Annotated in this window: 14 protein-coding genes; 4 read left to right on the top strand and 10 right to left on the bottom strand. The window is 62.4% G+C overall.

Annotated features, from left to right (window positions below):
* Positions 1-112 precede the first annotated feature (112 nt).
* A complete protein-coding gene (locus tag ACMNI9_RS00095) occupies positions 113-922 on the bottom strand; it encodes a MerR family transcriptional regulator (RefSeq protein ID WP_216529090.1) in 810 nt (269 codons plus the stop codon).
* Positions 923-1,323: 401 nt separating this feature from the next.
* Between ACMNI9_RS00095 and ACMNI9_RS00090 the strand changes: the two genes are divergently transcribed.
* Positions 1,324-2,049: a C39 family peptidase gene (locus ACMNI9_RS00090; RefSeq protein WP_231088238.1), complete on the top strand. Its 726-nt coding sequence runs from the start codon at positions 1,324-1,326 to the stop codon at positions 2,047-2,049.
* A gap of 53 nt (positions 2,050-2,102) precedes the next feature.
* Here the strand turns inward: ACMNI9_RS00090 and ACMNI9_RS00085 are convergent, their stop codons facing one another.
* The 7 genes from ACMNI9_RS00085 to ACMNI9_RS00055 all read right to left on the bottom strand — a co-directional run bounded on the left by ACMNI9_RS00085 (position 2,103) and on the right by ACMNI9_RS00055 (position 11,604).
* Positions 2,103-2,954, bottom strand: coding sequence for a deoxyribonuclease IV (locus ACMNI9_RS00085; RefSeq protein WP_114567104.1), 852 nt, complete (start codon positions 2,952-2,954; stop codon positions 2,103-2,105).
* Between the two features lie 155 nt (positions 2,955-3,109).
* On the bottom strand, positions 3,110-3,883 hold the full coding sequence (locus ACMNI9_RS00080) for an energy-coupling factor transporter transmembrane component T family protein (RefSeq protein WP_418830139.1): 774 nt from the start codon (positions 3,881-3,883) through the stop codon (positions 3,110-3,112).
* The gene (locus tag ACMNI9_RS00075) at positions 3,880-4,752 is read right to left on the bottom strand and encodes an energy-coupling factor ABC transporter ATP-binding protein (protein ID WP_225748705.1); all 873 of its coding nucleotides are present in this window, start codon (positions 4,750-4,752) and stop codon (positions 3,880-3,882) included. The genes ACMNI9_RS00080 and ACMNI9_RS00075 overlap by 4 nt, the downstream gene beginning before the upstream one ends.
* On the bottom strand, positions 4,749-5,630 hold the full coding sequence (locus ACMNI9_RS00070) for an energy-coupling factor ABC transporter ATP-binding protein (protein WP_225748704.1): 882 nt from the start codon (positions 5,628-5,630) through the stop codon (positions 4,749-4,751). The genes ACMNI9_RS00075 and ACMNI9_RS00070 overlap by 4 nt, the downstream gene beginning before the upstream one ends.
* Before the next feature lie 37 nt (positions 5,631-5,667).
* Complete coding sequence (locus ACMNI9_RS00065) at positions 5,668-6,267, bottom strand: hypothetical protein (protein WP_225748703.1); 600 nt, start codon at positions 6,265-6,267, stop codon at positions 5,668-5,670.
* Between the two features lie 558 nt (positions 6,268-6,825).
* Positions 6,826-10,854: a S8 family serine peptidase gene (locus ACMNI9_RS00060; protein WP_418830135.1), complete on the bottom strand. Its 4,029-nt coding sequence runs from the start codon at positions 10,852-10,854 to the stop codon at positions 6,826-6,828.
* A 117-nt stretch (positions 10,855-10,971) separates the two neighbouring features.
* Positions 10,972-11,604 (bottom strand): TetR family transcriptional regulator, encoded by a 633-nt coding sequence (locus ACMNI9_RS00055; protein ID WP_418830133.1) that lies wholly within the window; start codon positions 11,602-11,604, stop codon positions 10,972-10,974.
* A 235-nt stretch (positions 11,605-11,839) separates the two neighbouring features.
* Between ACMNI9_RS00055 and ACMNI9_RS00050 the strand changes: the two genes are divergently transcribed.
* Positions 11,840-13,768 carry an MDR family MFS transporter gene (locus ACMNI9_RS00050; RefSeq protein WP_216529084.1) on the top strand — a complete coding sequence of 643 codons (1,929 nt, stop codon included), beginning with the start codon at positions 11,840-11,842 and terminating at the stop codon, positions 13,766-13,768.
* 243 nt (positions 13,769-14,011) lie between these two features.
* Entirely contained in the window at positions 14,012-15,811 is a 1,800-nt protein-coding gene (locus ACMNI9_RS00045; protein WP_418830131.1) for a hypothetical protein, read from the top strand.
* 47 nt (positions 15,812-15,858) lie between these two features.
* On the opposite strand, the gene ACMNI9_RS00040 is transcribed toward ACMNI9_RS00045, so the two are convergent.
* Complete coding sequence (locus ACMNI9_RS00040; protein ID WP_216529082.1) at positions 15,859-16,839, bottom strand: sensor domain-containing diguanylate cyclase; 981 nt, start codon at positions 16,837-16,839, stop codon at positions 15,859-15,861.
* A gap of 69 nt (positions 16,840-16,908) precedes the next feature.
* On the opposite strand from ACMNI9_RS00040, the gene ACMNI9_RS00035 reads away from it, so the two are divergent.
* Positions 16,909-17,340, top strand: a complete 432-nt coding sequence (locus ACMNI9_RS00035; RefSeq protein WP_216529081.1) for a hypothetical protein — start codon at positions 16,909-16,911, stop codon at positions 17,338-17,340.
* Between the two features lie 216 nt (positions 17,341-17,556).
* Here ACMNI9_RS00035 and ACMNI9_RS00030 read toward each other — a convergent pair.
* Positions 17,557-19,069: DNA repair protein RecN (locus ACMNI9_RS00030; protein ID WP_418830128.1), on the bottom strand; the 1,513-nt coding region annotated here is incomplete at its 5' end.

Raw genomic sequence — 19,069 nt, 5'->3', positions numbered from 1 at the left:
CGAACGCATCCCGCGCAAGCCGCAAAAAAGCCGAGGGGGGGGGTCGCAGCCCGGTCAGCCGAATCCCAGCAAGAACCTCAAGCGTCCAACCCCGCAAGCTCGCGAAGCATGCCTACTTATTCTCTACCGGCACCTGAATCTCGGTGAGCCAATCGGACTCGTTTTCGCAGTTCCAGATGCCATCGATGTAACTCTCGCGGGCAAGACCGGTCACGCGGTAGCCATTGCGCTCGACCCATTCCATCGCGAACGCATAGGCGCGCGACAGATCGGCGTAGGGCCCGCGATGCATCACGGACGCAACGGTGACGGCCGGTGCCTCCTCGAACACGATGCCGTTGCCTTCCACGTCGAACTCCTCGACGGCCTCGCTGTACTTGATGGTGATGTCGCGCTCCTTGTACTCACCGTCGAGGTACGTGATGAAGCAGTACTCGGGCGAGGCGCACTTGAGGTTCGGGTTCGCCGCCATCACGGCACGACCGAGGGCCGGAATCACCTCGAAGTACGCGGAAAAGTCCGGAACGGTCATTGTTTTCGAGAACACGATGCAGCTAGGAATGTCTTTGATCGTTGCCTGATAGTCCATGGTGAACCCCTTTTCTTCGTCTGAAAGCATGAATGCGATGCGCGCAAGACGATCCTTGCGCGCGTTGAGTTCCCGCTCGATCCGATCGCGGCGCCGCGCGAGTATGGGACGAGGATCGGCGCCGCCCACGATAGCGGCCACCTCGTCGATGCTCAGACCCGCTTGCCTGAGCGCCTGGATCCGATGCAGATCGGCAAGCTGGCCCGTGGCGTACAAACGGTAGCCTGTCACCCCATCCACCGCAGCCGGACGCAGCAGTCCAATACGATCGTAATGATGCAGCGTCTTGATAGTGGTTTTGCCCATCTTCGAGAACTCTCCGATGTAGAACATGTATGTCACCTCCTTCTCATCGCATTCAACAGCCTCCTGCAAGGGGAGGGTCAAGGGGCTGATTCGAAATGGTATCACGCACGCCGAAGCGAAAGACAGCCCGCAACGCTCGGCACAGGATTGAAGGGGTTTCGCGACGAGCGAAACGATTCGGCATCGCGCAACGTGTTCGAGGTGAAGAGGTTCCGCGAACGTCTTTCAGGCTGTTTCAATATGGATCGATAAGCCAGCAGCTTGCCAACTCAAGAGAAAGGTGCCGCATGATCGCCGAACAGCCTCGCAAACGCGCATTGCGCGCCCGCCGCGCCGCATGCCGCCGTCGACCGCTCGTCCGGCAGGCCCTCCCTCGCGCACGGCGCGAACGCCCGATATTCAATCGGCAGCGCAGCCGCCGGACAGCCGTGCGCCTATGCGCTTTTGCGACGGCGCTGCTGATCGCGGGCGCGGTATCGTTCTCCCTGCTGACCTCTTCGCGCGCAGCCGCCAACGTCCACTCCGAAGAGCGAGCCGCGCAGGACGTGGCCGCCTTGCAAGCAGGCCCCTCCCCGATACCGAGGGCCGCATCGTTCGACGTGCCCGCGCTCCAGCAGAACCCCGAGCTTCCCACCGGCTGCGAGTCGGTTGCGCTGACGAACGCGCTGCTGTCGCTTGGGTTCGAACTCGACAAAACCGAGATCGCCGATGCATGGCTGCCCCGTAGCGACAGCGACTTCGTAACCGCGTTCATGGGCGATCCGCATGCAACCGACGGCCACAGCTGCATGGCCCCGGCCATCGTCCAGACCGCAAACGCTTACCTCTCCGCCCAGGGATCCCCTTTGGAGGCATTCGACCTTACCGGATCGACCATCGAAGGGGTGCTCGACGAAGTTGCCGCCGGAAATCCCGTCATCGTCTGGTGCACGATAGGGCTTGAAAGCCCGGGCGACGCCTATCGGGTCGAACAGGCGAACGGCCGCGTCTATCGGCTCTACCCGAACAGCCACTGCGTTGTAGTGAGCGGCTACGATCTGCATGAGGGCACGGCGCTGATCAGCGACTCGCTCGTCGGGAAAACGAAGTGCAGCTTGCAGCAGCTGACCGCACGCTACTACGAGCTAGGCGCCCAAGCTGTAGTCATCAAGTAGCAGAATCGCGCCGCCTTGCCCTCCCCTTCGCACGCCGCAAACGGCGTTCGGCGCTACAAGCGAGCCGCATCCTCCTTGCGCCCCGCGCGCAGCTTCGCGATCTCCTCCGCGTAGCCGGCAAGGTCGGGGTTGGGAGTTTCCAGGTAAAACGGCAGGTCGCGCAGCAGCGGATGGTTCGTGACAGCCGAAAGCGCCTCGAAGCCGATCCGTCCCTCGCCAATGCGCGCGTGACGGTCCTTGTGCGAACCGCACGGGTTCAAGCTGTCGTTCAGATGGATGGCGCGCAGGCGATCGAGCCCGACGAACCGATCGAACTCCTCCAGAACCCCGTCCAGGTTGTCGGCAATGTCGTACCCCGCATCCCACACGTGGCAGGTGTCCAGGCATACGCCCACATGGTCTTGCAGCTCGATCTGCGCGATAATGGCAGCCAGCTCCTCGAACGTACCGCCGACTTCGCTACCCTTGCCCGCCATCGTTTCAAGCAAAAGCGTAGTGGTCTGGTGCGGCAGCAGTGACTGGTTGAGCGCGTCGGCTATCTTGTTGACAGCAACCTCTACGGGTTGGCCTACCGCACTGCCAGGGTGCATGTTGTACAGCTGACCGGGCGTTTCCTCCATGCGAACCAGGTCCTCGGCCAATACCATACGCGCGAAGTCCTGCGTCTGCTGCTTGTCGGATGCCGGGTTCAAGGTGTAGGGAGCATGCGCCAGTATGCGCACGATGCCGTGTTCGCCCGCATAGGCGGCATAAGCCGCAACGTCCTTCGGATCGATGGCCTTCGCCTTGCCGCCACGCGGGTTGCGCGTGAAGAACTGGAACGTGTTGGCATCGATGGACACGGCCGATTCGGCCATGTTGAGGTAACCCTTGGCGCTCGACAGATGACACCCGATGGTAAACATATATGATTCCTTCCAAGCAACAATTTCGAATGCCATGGTACCAGAAGCCGACGATCTTGCGGTACGCTCCGCAAGATCGCAACGAAACGGAAGCCTTGCCGAATACGGCGGCCTTGCCAAGCGCCGCGCTCTCGGATGCGCCGCGTGCGATCCGGCTACCAAACAATGCCCAGCGCCAAAGCGCTCGCCACCAAAGCCGCGCACACCGCCAGCGCGGCTGCATCCCTTCCCGCAAAGGGGTACTCCTTGTATCCGCTGGCCACCGTGCGCAGGTTGAAGCCGCGCACCTCGGCCGCAATGGCGGAGCTGTTCGTCTTGCGCACCGACGACACCAGCAAAGGCACGCACAGCGGAACCATAAGGCGCACTTTCTTGACGATGCCCCCGGCGTCGAACTCCACGCCGCGCGCCGTCTGCGCCTCCATGATGCCCTTCATGTCGTTCATGAACACCGGAATGAAATGAATGGTCGAGGTGAACGTGAACGCATAGCGATACGGAACGCGCAGGACCTTCACCACCGCATTCGACAGATCGGTGAGCTTCGTTACGTACAGGACCAGGAACAAGGGAACCGCTGCGGCGATAAGCCGCACGATGGTGGTCAGCGCCGCCATCAGCCCGTCGGTTCCAACGTAGCCCCACGGCAGCGGCAGCACGACCGCGCCCGTCGACGTGGTGAGCACCTGGATAACGGCCAGGATAAGCGAGAAGAAAAACACCGCCTTGGCCAAGCCGAGCGCCGGGCGAAGCATGCCGCACGAAGCGGCTAACACCAGGTCAAATACAAGAACTGCAACCAAGAACACCAGGTTCCCCGTGCAGAAGCACGCCACCGACACCAAAAGCGCGCATGCCAGCTTCGCCACGGGGTTCATACGATGCAGAAAGCTGTCCCCCGGCACGAACTCCAAAAAACCGCCCATCATCGGCTCCCTTCCGCCGTCGCAGCGCCGATCGCGAGGTTTCCGGCAGCGCCCGCCAGCGCCACCACCGCGGCCTCCATCTCATCCAACGTGTTGGCGCGCGCCACGGCAACGGCAGCCAAGTCCTTGCGACGATCCGCCAAGTCCAAGGACACCGCCGTCACCTGGGGCGGCACGAGCGACGCCCGCTCAAGCGTGGCCCGGTTGCGCAGCACGTCGAACGTGGGGCCGTCGTCGACCACGCGCCCATCGCTCATCACGATCACGCGCTCGGCGTAATCGGCCACCACCTCCATGTCGTGGCACACCATGATCACCGTAGCGCCGCGTTCGTGCAGGTCGCGCACGGCTTCCATCACCTTCACGCACTCGCGATAGTCCAAGCCCGTCGTGGGCTCGTCCAAAACCAGCACCCGCGGCTTGAGCACGATCACCGACGCGAGCGCCAGCAGCTGGCGAGCGCCGCGATTCAGCAAGAACGGATCGTCGTCGGCATGAAAGCCGAACGCGTCCATCGCCTCGTCGACGCGCTCTTGCGCGGCAGGGCCGTCCTCCCCCAGCGCCTTGAAGCCGAACAGCAGCTCGTCGCGCACCGTTCCCGAACATATCTGACGGTCGGGGTTCTGGAACAGGAAGCCCACGGTACGCGCAAGCTGGCTGGTCTTGAGGTCCGTCGTGGGCGCGCCGTCGATGAGCACTTCTCCTGCATCGGGCTTCAGCAGCCCGTTCATCAGGCGCATCGTGGTCGACTTGCCCGCGCCGTTCGTTCCGGCAAACGCCACGAACTCGCCTTCTCGGATAGAAAAACTCACGCCCTTGAGAATAGGCAGCGTCTCATCGTACGACGCATGCACATTGCGAAACTCGATCATGCCGTCGCCTCCTTTTCAGCAACCGGTTCCGAATCCGTCCTTGGCAGCAGCTCGGCTAGCGCTGCGGCCGCTTGCTCCACGTTGCGGCAGAGCGCCCCGTCGTACAGGCCGTCTTTGCGCAGCCGATTCATAAGCGAGGTCGAACGCGGGCAGTTCACGCCTATGGCCAGCAGCTCGTCGCTGTGCTCGAGCACGTCGGCAGGCGGCGCGGCGAACCGCACGGATCCTTCGTCCATGATGACCAGCAGGTCGGCGTATTCGGACAGAAGCGCGATCTTCTGCTCGACCACCACCACGGTGGTGCCGTGCTCGGACGCATAGCGCGCCAACAGGTCGAACACGGCAAGGGAGCTGGCCGGATCCAACTCGGCCGTCGGCTCGTCCAAAACCAGCACGCGCGGCCTGAGCGCCAGAATGGAAGCGATGGCCACCTTCTGCTTCTGCCCGCCGGAAAGCGTGGAGATCACGCGATCGCGCAGAGACGAGATGCCCATCGCCCCAAGCGCCTCGGTCATGCGAAGCTCGATCTGGTCGCGGGGAACGCCGAAATTCTCAAGCCCGTACAGCATTTCGTCTTCCACCACCGACGACACCATCTGACTGTCGATATCCTGGCACACGCTTCCCACCAGGCGCGATAGCTCGGTCAGGTCGGTGTCCACCGTATCCAGCCCGTCGATGAGCACTTCGCCGTAGAAGTCGCCGGGGTAGCAATGCGGAATGATGCCGTTCAGCGCGTACGTGAGCGTGGACTTGCCCGACCCCGCCGCGCCCGTAATGCCCACGAACGCACCGTCGGGGATGGTCAGGTTCACGTCGAGGACCGTGGGGGCGGTGCCCTCTCGATAGCGGAAACTGAAATCTCGTAGCTCTATCATGATGGGGATTCCTTTATCTTCTCAACCTGGATCCAGGCTATTTCTTCAGGACTTTTTGCAGGGGAAGGACCAGGATCTGCACGAGCACCGCGTTGAACGCCGCCGTACCGAACACCATGATCGCGTAGCTGGCCACGGCCACCACCAGATCGATGCCGTTCATGGCGGCCAGCAGCAGCACGAACGTGTAGCCCGACACCACCGTGGACACGAACGCCGCGACCGCGGTTCCCACGTTGAGGCGGCCCACCTTCATGGGAATGAGCACCAGCAACCCCATGGTCAGAGCGCCCAGCGCCTCGGAGGGGATGTTCAGCCAAGGCGTTGCGCTCAGCAGGGGAATCTGGCAGATAAGGCCCGCCAGCAACCCCACCACCAGCGCTTGCGAGGGCTTTGGCCGCGTAAGCGCGATGGCCAGGCAGTACATGGCAATGATGAAGTTGGGCTTCATGCCCGCGAACGTCAGCACGCTGCCCACCGTCAACTTCAGCACCGCGCCCGCCGCAAGCAGCACGGCGATCAGGATAAGATCCTGCGTCGTCAGGCCCGCCTTCTTCTTCGGAGCCGGCATTTCGCGCAACCGGCCCTTCGGCACCGCCGCTGCAACCGTTGCTCCCTGCTTCACATGCTGCTTCATCCCGCTTCCTTTCCTGATGCGCCGCGCACAAAAAAAGACCTGTCCTTTACGAATAAAGGACAGGTCTTCAACCTGCGGTGCCACCTTTATTGACCTCGGTTTCGAGGCCCTCTCATGAACATGCCATCACATGCTCTGCCTTTAACGCAGGCTCACGGTCCGGATACTCGGTCGGCCGAGCCGTTTGCGGCAAGCCTTCCTTTCCCCTTTCCCTCGGCGATCCATTTACCATCCAGCTTACTGCGGGAATCTCAGCTGCGCCCGCTCTCTGTGAGTGCTCATGATGGCTTGATCTTCGCCTCATCGGTTTCAAGGTATTCAGTTGTGGCGCAAACTATAGCATAACGTTAGAGAAAGGTGTCAAGCGGTTTTCGAAATCAGGGACAAAACGGGATTGCGAACGTCGACATCGGCACGGCGAAACGGGACGCCACCGCACCGCTTCGTTTTCGCACGAGAAATTGTCACAGACCCCGATTTGCGCCCGATTTCCAAAAACCCGCTTCCGAACCCTGGCGCCGCACGTCGGCGAGCGCACCGCGCCAACCGCCTCTGCTTTTAGCGCCCGACGCGGCGCCGTCGCACGGCGAGCGTCAGAGCGCAAACTAACCCCGCTGCCGAAAGCACCACGACCGCCTCCGCAGCAAACGCCCCATCGCCGGTTGACACGAGCGGCTTCGGGTCGGGCTGCGCCTGCGGCGTCGTCGGCAGCGTCGGCTCGGAGCCACCGCCCGGCGCAGGACCAGGGCCGGGGCCAGGGCCAGGCTCGACGGCGACGAACCGAGCGATCAGAGACACATCGGCCGTCACAGGCTGCCGATGAACGGCCTCTTCGTCAACGAGTGCGCCGTCTTGGCCGTACCATCCGGCAAACGCGTAGCCCTCGTCGGGCACGGCCGTCCAAGTGACGGCATCGCCTAGAGCAACGTGTTCCACGCGCGCGGATGCGGCGGATCCCGCAGCTCCGCCCGCCGTGCGCGCCGCGGGCGCGGCCAATGCATCGTACGATACCTTCACCTTGCCGCCTTCGGCAGCTTGAGCGCTGGCCACGTGATCGTTCGGCATCAACTCCACTTCATCGGGCAAGCGGTACAGCGACGTGGTCGGCCGGCCATCCGGGCCCTCGCTTGCAGCCAACACGTAGTACTCGCCCCGGTAGAAGCATGCCGTGGCAACCGCCGCCGATCCGTCGCCCGGAGCCTTCACGCCAAGCGAGCGCCACGCACCGGTAGCCGCATCGACCGCATAGGTATCGCCCAGGCCGTCGGCCGACGCCCCTGTGAACACGATCGAATCTCCCGTTGCAGCTGCAGCCTGTCGCGCGTACCCTTCCAGCGCATCGAGTTCGTCGGAACCGAACCTCGGCGCATCTGCGCCCGGCTCCACAATGCCGAACGTTTCACCGTCGAACGTTCCCAGGGCCATCGCGTAGCCGTCCCCCTCCGGAACGAAGCCGACGAAGCGCACCTGGTCCCCTATCGCAACAAGCGGCGCCGTGCGCCCGGACGCAAGCGAGCCGAACATCCCTGCAGGATTGGCCGCGGCGATGTCGACAACTCCCCCGTCGCCCGTTGCGGGGTCGTACTCTACGACATGTCGTTGCATCCGGGAATTAACGCTAACGTAGATGAGACCGTCGCACGAGGCCAAGCCAACCGGCGCAAAATGCCTGCCGGCGCCACCGGGATCCGACGATAGGAAATCGACCACCTCGTCGCTCCAGGCGTCGGCTGCTATATCGTAGGAAACCATGCCCAAGAACAGCACATACGGCTTTTCGGGGTCGCCCGTTTCCCCATCGTGGAGCACCGTGAGGTACAGCTTTCCATCGGCGTAGGCGGCAGCGCCGTTTGCACGGAAGTACGACCCGTCAAACCCCGCTCCGCTCGGCGGCGCGCACGCCGTCCACCCGTCCGCGCTATCGGGATCGTACGAGTACAGGTAACGCCCCTTTGAGTCGAGGCAGAACAGCCGGTCGGACGCAGCAATCAACAAGCCCGAGTCGAACCCGGCCTCGCCGGGAATCCCCGGGTCGGGCAAGTCGGCCACTCGCTCGAAGGAAAGGCGCTGCTCGGCTTTCGGGAACGTATAGACGGCCTGATGCTTGGCCGCGCCATCCCCCACCACCACGCTGTGCCGGGCGCCGTCGAGCAGCGATGCGTCGCGAACGACCACGTGCGAGCCGTCGGCGGATGCCTCCCAACGGTCTCCATCCACGGCAACACCGTCGATGGCAAGCTGCGTGGCCCGGTCAAGGGCATACCCCTCTATCACCAGCGCTGGCGAACCTTGTGCGTCAACCCCCTCGCGGGCGTCCCACGTGTTCGGGTTCACGGCATCCCCGTTCGCCACCGACAGATCGAGCGTGCCGTTCGAAGCCGTCTGCTTGACCTGGTCGCTTGCTAGATTGCTCGCCTTCGTGCCGCCGACGATGCGACCACGCAGGTCGAGCGCCGAATCCTCAGGATGAAGCGACGCCAGCAAGCCGATGGCCCCCGCCACGAGCGGACACGCCATGGACGTGCCGGAGCGATAGTCGTATGCCTGATCGTCGACAACGAACCCCATGCCGAAATCGGTGACGGTAAGGGAAGTCGATCCTTCACCTGAAGTATCCGTGAGCAAGAGCAGGTCGACGCCCACGCGCACCGTGTCCTGATCCTTGATGCGGTTGAACGACTCTTCATCCGTGAAACGCGCGTACCCCAGGCTCTGATTGTCGAACGAGCCATAGGATGCCTCGCCACTGGTCAGGGCGTTGCCGCGTTCGTCGATCACGGAGGCCGCGGCGAAAACCATCGGCTCCCCGTCTCCACCCCCCGCAAAAGCCGAAAGCCCCGGCAGGGCGGACACGCGCACCTCCCGGGCCCTTTCCCAAGACATGTCGCGGAAGGGATTGGCAATGCGCCAGGTGACAGCGGCTCCCTCGTACTTGGTCATGCCGTCGACGGTGATTTTGAGCGCACGTCTTCCATCGAGGCCCGAGCCCGTCGACGCCGAAAGCCTGCTCTGATCAGCTGCGGGCATCCTGTCTTGGCCGTAAAGGACAAGGTGGGCGCCGCTATCAGCCTGCGCGAAGTCGGTCATGTTGTGGTAGTAAAGAGACCGCACGCCCGCAGCGCCGTCCGCCTTGTCCTGCAGCTTCGCCGCAGCAGGCAGGAACGATTGCGCGCCCCGAGCAACCGTTGAGAGGATGACCGAGCCAGGAGCCGCCACGTCCACGATGGATTTGTTGTAGTTGGTGCATGTCGCGTACTTCCCCTGCGGCAGCGTTGCCGCAACCGAAAGGATATACGGACTGCCAGACAAACCGTACGTTATGCGGTTGTTGTCCACCGACCCCGCATCGACGTCGTTGTTACCGGCAGCAAACACGGTAAGCACTCCCGCGCGACCGGCCTGGTTCATGGCGTACTCCGTCACCGGCGAGATAGCGCCACTCCATGAGTTGTTGGCAGCCACCACATTCTGGCCTGCCAGCTTCGCATGCAGCAGGTACTCGTACGCGGCCAGCACAGAGCTGTCGTAGGTGTTACCGCCAGTAGAAGCCCCGTTCGTCCTGAGCGCCATGATCTTCGTCTTCGGCGAGACGCCTGCAATCCCGGTCTCATTATCGCTGGTCGCCGCCACGATGCCAGCACAATGCGTGCCGTGGGACTCTTCGAAGCTGTTATTTTCCGGAAGCGGCTCGTCGTCGCCATCGATGAAGTCGAAGCCGTGCGTGCCCGCGCGGCCCGGTACACCGGGAATATCACCGGGGTTCTCCCACATCGCACCACGCAGGTCCTCGTTGCCGTAATCGACGCCGCTGTCGAGTACGGCAACGATGTTCTCCACCCCTTGCGTTGCCTGCGCGCACACCGAGGAAAACGATACGTCTGAATTTGCCGCGATCCCGGAATCGGAAACTATGTCGTTATCGAGCGCCCACTGCAAAGCGGACAGCGGATCGTTCGTCGTGCTCGCTTGCGTCCCCTCGTTCACCGAAAGCACCTCGGTACCTGCAACGACCGGCTGCTCGGAAGCATGCGTTTCGCCAACCGGCGCAACCGGGGGAATGCTCGGCAAGCCCGCTTCGTATCCGTCGGGCTCCACGGCCCCGATGCTCTCGTGCACGTAGTTCGGCGCCGCCGCCAGCACGCCGTCCATCGCCCGCAGCTCTTCGAGCAACGCAGCCGTGGTTGCACCCGGCTTCGTCACGCGCGCCACCACGGCGGCATCGTCCTGGTCGGCGCCTTCTCCCGTGCTCTCGTCAAGCGAGAACGTGCTCACGGCCGCAGCCGCGCCGGCTCCGGAAAAATCCCACGACTCGGCAACCGAGAAGCCCGCATAGGCAAGCGGGTCGGCCGCGTCGAGCGAGCGGGAGCGCGCAGGCCCCTCGTCGGCGCGATATACCACAAGCGCCTCGCCTTCGCGGTACGCGCCGGCATTCAGCAATTCCCCAACCGAGGCGGCAGCGGGCTCGTCTCCATGCTCTTCGGCAACGGCGGAAGCGGGCGCGAGGGGCACAAGCCCCAACGCCAGCGCCAGCGCGCACAATGCGGCGGCGAGTCGGTCGAACAGTGTGCGGGCGGAACGAGCATGCATGAGGCGCCTCTTTTCGAAACGTGATCGATCGCGCGCGACAACACGCCGCGCATCGCATCGTTTCAGTATACCGAGCGAATGCGGCAAGGCACGTCGGGTTTCCGCTCAAGCGACGCCTCAAGCCGATGCGACGTCCCCTGCCAGCAGGTAGTTCGCAATCATGCGCCGCGTGTCAGCGACGGAGGGCTCGTCGTCGCCGCGCACATGCAGTATCGCGCGCGTGCGCGCAAGGCTGATCGCCGTCGACGACGCGACCAGCGCCTCTTCCTCGATCGGCCGGCTTCCGAGCATGCGCCGCTCGGGATGATCCGCCAGCAAAAGACGCAGCGCCTGCGCGATGGAATGCTGAACGGCCAGGATGTCGCGCTGTCCCTGGAAGAACAGCTGGGGCATCAGGCACAATGCCTCTCGGCGCAGCTCCATGACCGATTCGTCCGCGCCCGACGACAGCCGCGCCCCCACCACGTCCACCAGCACGTCAAGGTAGCAGGTCTGTGCACGCTCTTCAAGGATCTCCACGATCCGCGCTTCGTCGGGGAATGCGTCCATCCATCCCATGACGGCGGAAGCTTTGGACGAAAAGTAGTTGAAGAACGTCTTTTTCGATATCTCGGCACGCGCGCAGATGTCCTCCACGGTCACGCCGTCGAACCCATGCTCGATAACCAGTTCCAACGCCGCACGCTCCACCGCGAGGCGCGCTTTGAGTTTCTTGCGGTACCGCAAACCTTCCGATGCTGCTCCATCCACGACGGACGCAACCTCCCATCACCAACGATGTGCCGTTTCCGTGCAGGGTACCACAACTTTGCCGCTAGGCACTTTTCATCTACCGAATGAATATTTATACTGAGTGTAAATCAGCTTCACGACGCGCAAAGGCGTCTGCGAGATCGGGTCGCGCACCCGTTTTGCAGGCGCCTTCGTGCGCGAAGCGGAGCGCATGCATCGTACGCAAGGAAAGCACATCGGAAGGAACTAGCTTATGGGTCTATCGCGCAAGCAAATCGCTATGTTGGCCGTATTGGTGTTCGGCACGTTCGTCACGGTTTTGAACCAGACGGTCGTAGCCCCGGCCCTACCATCGGTCATGGCGGAAATGAACGTGGACGCGGCAACAGCGCAATGGCTTACTACCGGATTCACCCTGGTCAACGCCATTATGATTCCCATTACGGCGTTTCTGACCGACCGGTTCACCACCCGTCGCCTGTTCCTTGTGTCCATGGTCATCTTCGCCGCAGGCAGCGCGCTTGCAGGATGGGGACCCAACTTTCTGGTACTGCTGCTGGGCCGCTTAGTGCAAGCGGCGGGCGCAGGCATTCTCATGCCCCTGGTCATGACCGTGCTCATGTGGACGTTCCCTATCGAGAAGCGCGGAACGGCCATGGGCCTGTTCGGCATCGTGATCGCGTTCGGCCCGGCCATCGGCCCCACCGCTGCCGGCGTCATCATCGACCGCTACACCTGGCACGACATGTTCTACATCATCACCGCGCTTTCGGTTTTGGTGACCGTGATCGCCGCCTTCGTGTTGCAGAAGGGCGGGGACACGAACAAAAACGTGACCCTCGACATCCCCTCCGTCATCCTGTCGAGCATCGGCTTCGGCGCCCTGCTTTACGGGTTGTCCGCCATCGGGTCGTACGGCGTGAGCGTAAGCGCGGTCATCGGCACTTTGGCAGGCGTTGCGGCGCTCGTGCTGTTCTTCCGCCGCCAGCTGAAGATGGAGCATCCCATGCTGCAGGTTCGCGTGCTGGCCAATCGCAAGTTCCTGGTGGCAACCGTCATCGGGATGCTGGTGCAGGGAGCGCTTCTGGCCGCTGGCATCCTGGTGCCCATCTACTTGCAATCGCTCATGGGCTACTCCGCTACGGTGTCCGGCCTGGTGCTGCTGCCCGGCGCCATCATCATGGGAGCCATGGGGCCCATTGCCGGACGACTTTTCGATAAGCACGGGCCGCGCGCGTTGAGCCTGGTGGGCATGGGCATGCTGACGGCTACCTCGTTCTGCTTCGTGTTCTTGGGCCCGGACATGGGCATCATCACGCTTACGCTTATATATACCGTGCGCATGTTCTCGCTGTCGCTGGTGAACATGCCCATCACCACATGGGGCATGAACGCGCTTGACAACGACCTGGTGAACCACGGCACCTCCGTGAACAACACGCTGCGCCAGGTGGCAGGGTCGCTTGGCACCGCCATCATCATTTCGACGTCTACCATAGCCACGAACATGAGCGCGCCCAACATGGGACAGCCCGCGGCCAGCTTCTTCGGCATTGACATGGCATTCGCCGTAGCCAGCTTGATGTGCTTGGCAGGGTTTATCATGGTAGTGTTCCTGGTAAAGAACAAGCCTGGCGAAACCGCAGCTCAGGACAAAGGAAACGTACGCCGAACGGTGCTTGAGTCCATCATGAAGCGCGAGGTGTACACGCTGCCCGAAACCGCCACAGTAGCCGAGGCCATGCAGCTGCTTGTGGACAAGCACATCAGCGCCGTGCCCCTGGTGGACGAACGCGGGAAAGCGGTCGGGTTCATATCGGACGGCGACATCATGAGGTTCCTGTCGAAGCGCAGCGCCATGGTCATGGATCCCGTGGTCATGATCATCCAGACCATCCGCTCGGATTCGGACGACTTCAAGAAGAAGCTCGACGACCTTATGTCGATGTCCGCTCGAAGCATCGGCGCGAAGGGCATCATCGGCGTGGACGTCCACGACAACTTGACCGAGGTTTGCCGCGTTCTAGGCGAGAACCACCTGAAGAAAGTGCCCGTGCTAGACGACGGACACGTGGTCGGCGTCATCAACCGATCCGACATCACGCAGCACACCATGGGCATGTATTTGGCCGAACGCGGAGAAGAAGCCGCGAAACAAGAGCAAACTGACCGGATGATCTAGCTTTTGGGATAAGGAAGCGAAAGCCATTGTCGATCCAAAAACATGTTTTCTGGCGCTAAAACGTGTTTTTGGATCGACAATGGCCCCGCCGTTGCAATCGCAATCGCAACGGCATCGTTCGCTCTATGGCGTTTGCGCAAACGCCATAGAGCCCGCAAGATAACGCAAATACTTACAGTGCCATCATCGCTCCAACCCCTTCGTGCTACCATGAAACGATCAGCGCATCCGAAAGGGGTTCTTATGGGAAAACGCCTGCTCGCTATGGTCACAGCACTGGTTCTGGCCTGCTCGCTCGTTCCGAGCGTCGCATTTGCTGACGAAGGGGGCGGAACGCCCATTCCCGTCACGATCCAGATCGGCGAGAACGGTGCGCCAGTGGACACATCGGGCACCGGATGGACATACGAGAGCAACAAGCTCATCCTCCAAGCGGGATACGCGTTCACGCTCACGGGCCGCGCGTTCGACGCTTCCGGCGAAAACCGCGTCCGGAACAGCGGCGTCATCGTGGACGGTATCTTCGCCAACGGATCGAAGGGAAGCGGCTTCGCCGTGCGCAACGAAACGGGCGGCGTCATCCAGGGCGGCACGTTCAACGCGCGCGTCGGCAACGCCGGTACCATCCAAGGCGGCACGTTCGGCAGCAATCCGAACGACCCCAACGGCCCCTACGTGAGCACCTCCGGCGGCACCATCACGGGCGGAGAGTTCAACTGCCTGGTGATGGGATTCCGCAGCGGTTCTATCGAGGGAGGCACGTTCAACGGACCCGTAAACCCCTTGGGCGTCAACATCAAAAACGGCACGTTCAACGGCGAGGTGCACAACGGCAACAACAAGAACCCCGGCGGCACCATCTCGGGCGGAGAGTTCAACGCGCTCGTAGACAACTACGGCACCATCGAGAACGGCACGTTCGAGGAAAGAGTCGACAATCACGGAACCATCGCAGGAGGCGCGTTCGCCGACATCACCAGGACAAAACCGTTTTGCTATACCGTGAATAACTACGGGTCCATCAAGAGTGGTGCGTTTTCGGTGGACGTCAACAACGACGAAGGCGGATCAATCTCCGGCGGCACGTTCGATGCGGATGCGTCGGAGCACGGCTATAGCAACAGCGTGACCAACTCCGGAACGATCGGCGGCGGCGAGTTCAACGTCGACGTCAGCAATAGCGGCACCATTGAAGGAGCGGGCACGTTCAACGCCTACGTGCAGAACGGCAACGCTCGATTCGATGCCGACAAGAATAAATCCTGCATTATCTCAGGAGGCACGTTCAACTCGGAGGAAATGTACAACTTCGGAACTATCGAGGGAGGAGCGTTCAACGGCTCGCTCTCCAACGATGGAACCATTTCCGGAGGCATGTTCCAGGGGCAGGTGGAGAACGACGAAGGCGTCATCAAAAACGGCCGTGATGCTGCGGGCGATCCCGTCATCCCCTGCTTCAGCAACCCGGTAACCAACGGAACGGGCGGATCGATCGAGGGCGGCCTCTTCGAACAGGGCATCAACGTTCAAGGCGGAACGACCACCTCGTGCACCTTCCCCGTAAGCGCAAGCCTGACCGGGCTTTCCCTTGCGGAAACCGGCGCCGAGCAGCTGGTCGCAATGTATCAAAAGGATAGCCAGGAGAGCAACCGCTTCACACTCGCAGCCGACACCGGCTACACGCTGCCCGCCTCGGTGAGCGTGCGCCTGGGGAGCGCCGACGGACAAGAACTGACCGCAGGCGCGGACTACACCTACGATGCAGCCACCGGCGTCGTAGCTATCAAGAAGAGCGCCGTCACCGGTCCGCTCTACCTTGCGGCAAGCGGCGTTCCGGTAGTTGTGCCCCCGACGCCCGCGCCCACGAATCCCGAGAACCCGGCAGCTCCCGCCCCGCTGCCCGAACCACCGTCGAACGCGAAGGCACTGGCATCAACCGGCGATAGCCTGCTTCCGTCCATCGTGCTGAGCATCACCCTTATCGCGGGGGCAACGGCGGCATGCGCAGCGGTTCGCCGCAGGAAGCGATCACACCAGCGCTAACGCTTCAAGGCAAGGGGACGGAGCCCGGCTCATTTCGTCCCCTTGCCTTACTCCACGGGCATGGGCGGATACTCCATACCGTCCTCGTAACGAGCCACGCAGTTTTTCCCATGCGCCTTTGCCCAGTACAGCGCGATATCGGCACGGCGATACACCTCTTCGAAAGAGGGGACGTCGAACGCAACAACCTCCCCCACGCTCAAACCGACTTCCGGCGGAGCACCGCATGCACAGGTAAGATCGCCGAAATATTCGATAAGCGCAGCTGATTTCTCGCTCACGATAGCGGGATCGTACACGTCGGCCATGAACACCATGAACTCATCGCCGCCCAATCGGGCAACAACGTCGGATTCGCGAAAAAGCAGCTTCGCAATGCCAACGAGCCCCACCAGCACATCGTCGCCGATCAAATGGCCCAAATTGTCGTTAACGGCCTTGAAGCAGTCGACGTCAACCAAAAGGAAGGCGAAAGCGACGTCGGGCTGCTTCGCTCGGGCCAAATCGGCAAGCCGCGACAGCAGGTACGTCCTATTGCATGCTCCGGTCAACGCGTCGGTCTGAAGCTGCTGCACCAGTTTGACCTCTTCGGTTACGTCCATGATCTTTCCGACGTGCTTGACAGGACGACCGTCCGACCCCAAAAAGCGTCGACCGACCACGCGCCGATGCGCATACGAATCAGCCTCGACGAAAGACCCGTCGCCACCGCAGGGACGCAGCCGGTATTCAAGCGAGTAAGGCCGCTCCTCCCATCCGGGAGCGCCGCCGGGCAGTTCCAGCATACTGCGATCAGAACGATATCGTCCCAGATCATCAGGATGCACGAACTCTTCTTCGCGAACGGAACCACCGTACTGCTCAATAACAAGACGATCGCGCACCATGCCCCGGTCCCGGTCGAAGCAAGCGCTCGCCAAGGTGAGCCTGTCCTCAAGAACGTCGTATTCGAACACGACATCATCGGTCAGCTCGGCCACAATCTTGTATCGATCGCGCTCAAGGCTCTCGCGCCGCACCTGTTCCATCGATTGCGCCGACGTTCGATGCAGCCCGATCACCGGCCCCTGAAGTCCGTCGCAAACGGAAATATGCACATGCTCGATAAGCCAGGAATTTTCGACCAAAACGAATGCAATCGTAAGCTGGTGCTCTCGCTCGAGAAAAAAGCCGTCCGAATACGCACGATTTCGGACATTCAAGCGAATACGCGACACCGCAAGAGCATGGTCGCAAGATGCATGCGCCATACGGCACTCGCAAAAGACCAGCCGGGCATCGGCGGCGCGAACCAGGCCGCACACCTCTTCGAGCGCACGATGCGCACGCAATTCGCCCGAAGCGGCCGACGTTTCAAAACCGCACATCGAAAAGGAATCCGTCACATAGGCGTTCGCAGCAGCCTCATCGCACCGCCCAAAGCAGGCATCGATGAAGCTCCTTGCCTTCGTAAGCAAATCAAACGCCTGGTCAGCCATCGCCCCAACCTTCAAATCACCAGACCGCAAAGCGCGAACGCGTACGTGTAGCTGGTCTCTCCCCTTGAAATCATAAAGGGTTTCGCGACGAACGGCGAAAGAACCCGAGGCAATCCTAGCACAGGGCAAAGAAGGAAATCCCCCCCCCCCCCCCCCGAAAATTTCCACGAGCAATGCAAAGTTTTAGGAGAGAGGCGAATCCAACAAAAGCGCGCGCAACCTTCGCGGGGACTTGCGCGCGCTTTTCGCTAACACGTTTTTCGAGAGCTATCCCTGAACGGCTTCGATCATCTCGCGCGCATGGGCAAGCGAGGCGTCCGTAGCATCGCCCGACAGCATGCGCGCGATCTCGGCCGGACGATCCTGCGCCGAAAGGCGACGCAACTCGGTCTCGGGCATGCCGGATGCGCCGTCGACCTTCCGAACCACGTAATGAGCATGGCCGCGCACGGCCACTTGGGCAAGATGCGTCACCACGAGCACCTGGTGCGTGCGAGCAAGGTCGGCCAGCACATCGGCCAAAGCCACCGCCGTCGACCCGCCCACGCCGGCATCCACCTCGTCGAACACAAGCGTATCAACGTCGTCGGATTCGCCCAGGACCACCTTGATCGCCAGCATCACGCGGCTGACCTCGCCTCCGGACGCGATGCGAGCCAGCGGTCGAGCCTGCATGCCGGAACCGGGACGGAACAAAAACTCGACGCTCGACGCTCCCGTCTTCGTCCAAACGCTTCGATCGAGCGCCTGAATCGAGCAGACCAGTTGCGCTCCACCCATTTCCAAACGCCCCATGTGCTGCGTCACGGCAGCCGCGAAACGAGGAGCAGCGTCGGCGCGAGCGGCATCCAGGACAGACGCCGCATCAGCAAGCGCCTGTTCGGCGCGATCGACGGCCTGCTGGGCCGCGCGCTCCCGATCGGCGGCATCGTCCACCAAAGACACCAGGTCAGCGGCCTCTTCACGACAAGCCAACACGTCTTCCATACGCGGGCCGTGCGCACGCAGCAAACCTTGGAGCGCAGCCATGCGCTCCTGCTGCTGAGAAAGCACCTCGGGGTCGAACTCCACGCTGTCGCGATAATCGCGCGTTTCGCGGGCGATGTCTTCCAGGACGTATCCCGCCTCCCGCAAGGCGTCGGCGTACTCGCCCAGCTTGCCGTCATGACGGGCAGCGGCATCCAGGGCGCTTACGGCAACGCCGAGCGCGTCGACGGCCCCGCCTTCGCTCGCCAATGCTCCGTGAGCCGCATTTGCCGCCATTGCCAATGCCTCGGCATGCTCCACTCTTGCCAAATCGGCCGCCAGCTCTTCATACTCCCCCTCGCGCGGCGACACCGCGTCGATGCGCTGGAGCACGAACCGTGCTTCATCGAGCTTCGCGGATGTCGAAGCCCCCGCCTCGCGAACGCGAGCAAGCTCAGCCGCCGCGGCGTCAGCCTGGGAAAACGCAGCTTCGTACGCGGCAAGCGCGTCCGCCACGGCTTCGCCCGCCCACGCATCGAGCATGCGAACATGGCTGACGGGGCGCATGAGCCGTTGATGCTCGTGCTGTCCGCACAGGTCTATCGTGGGCGCGACCACGCGCGCAAGCTCCCCGACGCTGGCCATGCGCCCGTCGATGCTCACGCGCGACCGACCGTCCGACGTAACCCGGCGCGAAACCACCAGATCATCGGCAACCGCATCATCTTGGCCATCGCCCAGAGCCGCAATCCCGAAGAACCGACCCGATACAGCCAGCGCGTCCTCGCCGTCGCGCACGGAATCTTTATCGGCG

Origin of the sequence: Paraeggerthella sp. (assembly GCF_048427265.1) — a bacterium.
GTDB classification, from domain to species: Bacteria; Actinomycetota; Coriobacteriia; order Coriobacteriales; family Eggerthellaceae; genus Paraeggerthella; species Paraeggerthella hominis.
Note: the sequence above shows the minus strand (reverse complement) of the source record. Positions and strands in the feature narration are given on the sequence as shown.

Coding starts and splice junctions, on each gene's coding strand:
- ACMNI9_RS00040 (WP_216529082.1), bottom strand. CDS start 16,839: ATGGAACAGGTGCGGCGCGAGAGCCTTGAGCGCGATCGATACAAGATT.
- ACMNI9_RS00080 (WP_418830139.1), bottom strand. CDS start 3,883: ATGATGGGCGGTTTTTTGGAGTTCGTGCCGGGGGACAGCTTTCTGCAT.
- ACMNI9_RS00050 (WP_216529084.1), top strand. CDS start 11,840: ATGGGTCTATCGCGCAAGCAAATCGCTATGTTGGCCGTATTGGTGTTC.
- ACMNI9_RS00085 (WP_114567104.1), bottom strand. CDS start 2,954: ATGTTTACCATCGGGTGTCATCTGTCGAGCGCCAAGGGTTACCTCAAC.
- ACMNI9_RS00060 (WP_418830135.1), bottom strand. CDS start 10,854: ATGCATGCTCGTTCCGCCCGCACACTGTTCGACCGACTCGCCGCCGCA.
- ACMNI9_RS00035 (WP_216529081.1), top strand. CDS start 16,909: ATGCTCGATAAGCCAGGAATTTTCGACCAAAACGAATGCAATCGTAAG.
- ACMNI9_RS00065 (WP_225748703.1), bottom strand. CDS start 6,267: ATGAAGCAGCATGTGAAGCAGGGAGCAACGGTTGCAGCGGCGGTGCCG.
- ACMNI9_RS00070 (WP_225748704.1), bottom strand. CDS start 5,630: ATGATAGAGCTACGAGATTTCAGTTTCCGCTATCGAGAGGGCACCGCC.
- ACMNI9_RS00045 (WP_418830131.1), top strand. CDS start 14,012: ATGGGAAAACGCCTGCTCGCTATGGTCACAGCACTGGTTCTGGCCTGC.
- ACMNI9_RS00095 (WP_216529090.1), bottom strand. CDS start 922: ATGTTCTACATCGGAGAGTTCTCGAAGATGGGCAAAACCACTATCAAG.
- ACMNI9_RS00075 (WP_225748705.1), bottom strand. CDS start 4,752: ATGATCGAGTTTCGCAATGTGCATGCGTCGTACGATGAGACGCTGCCT.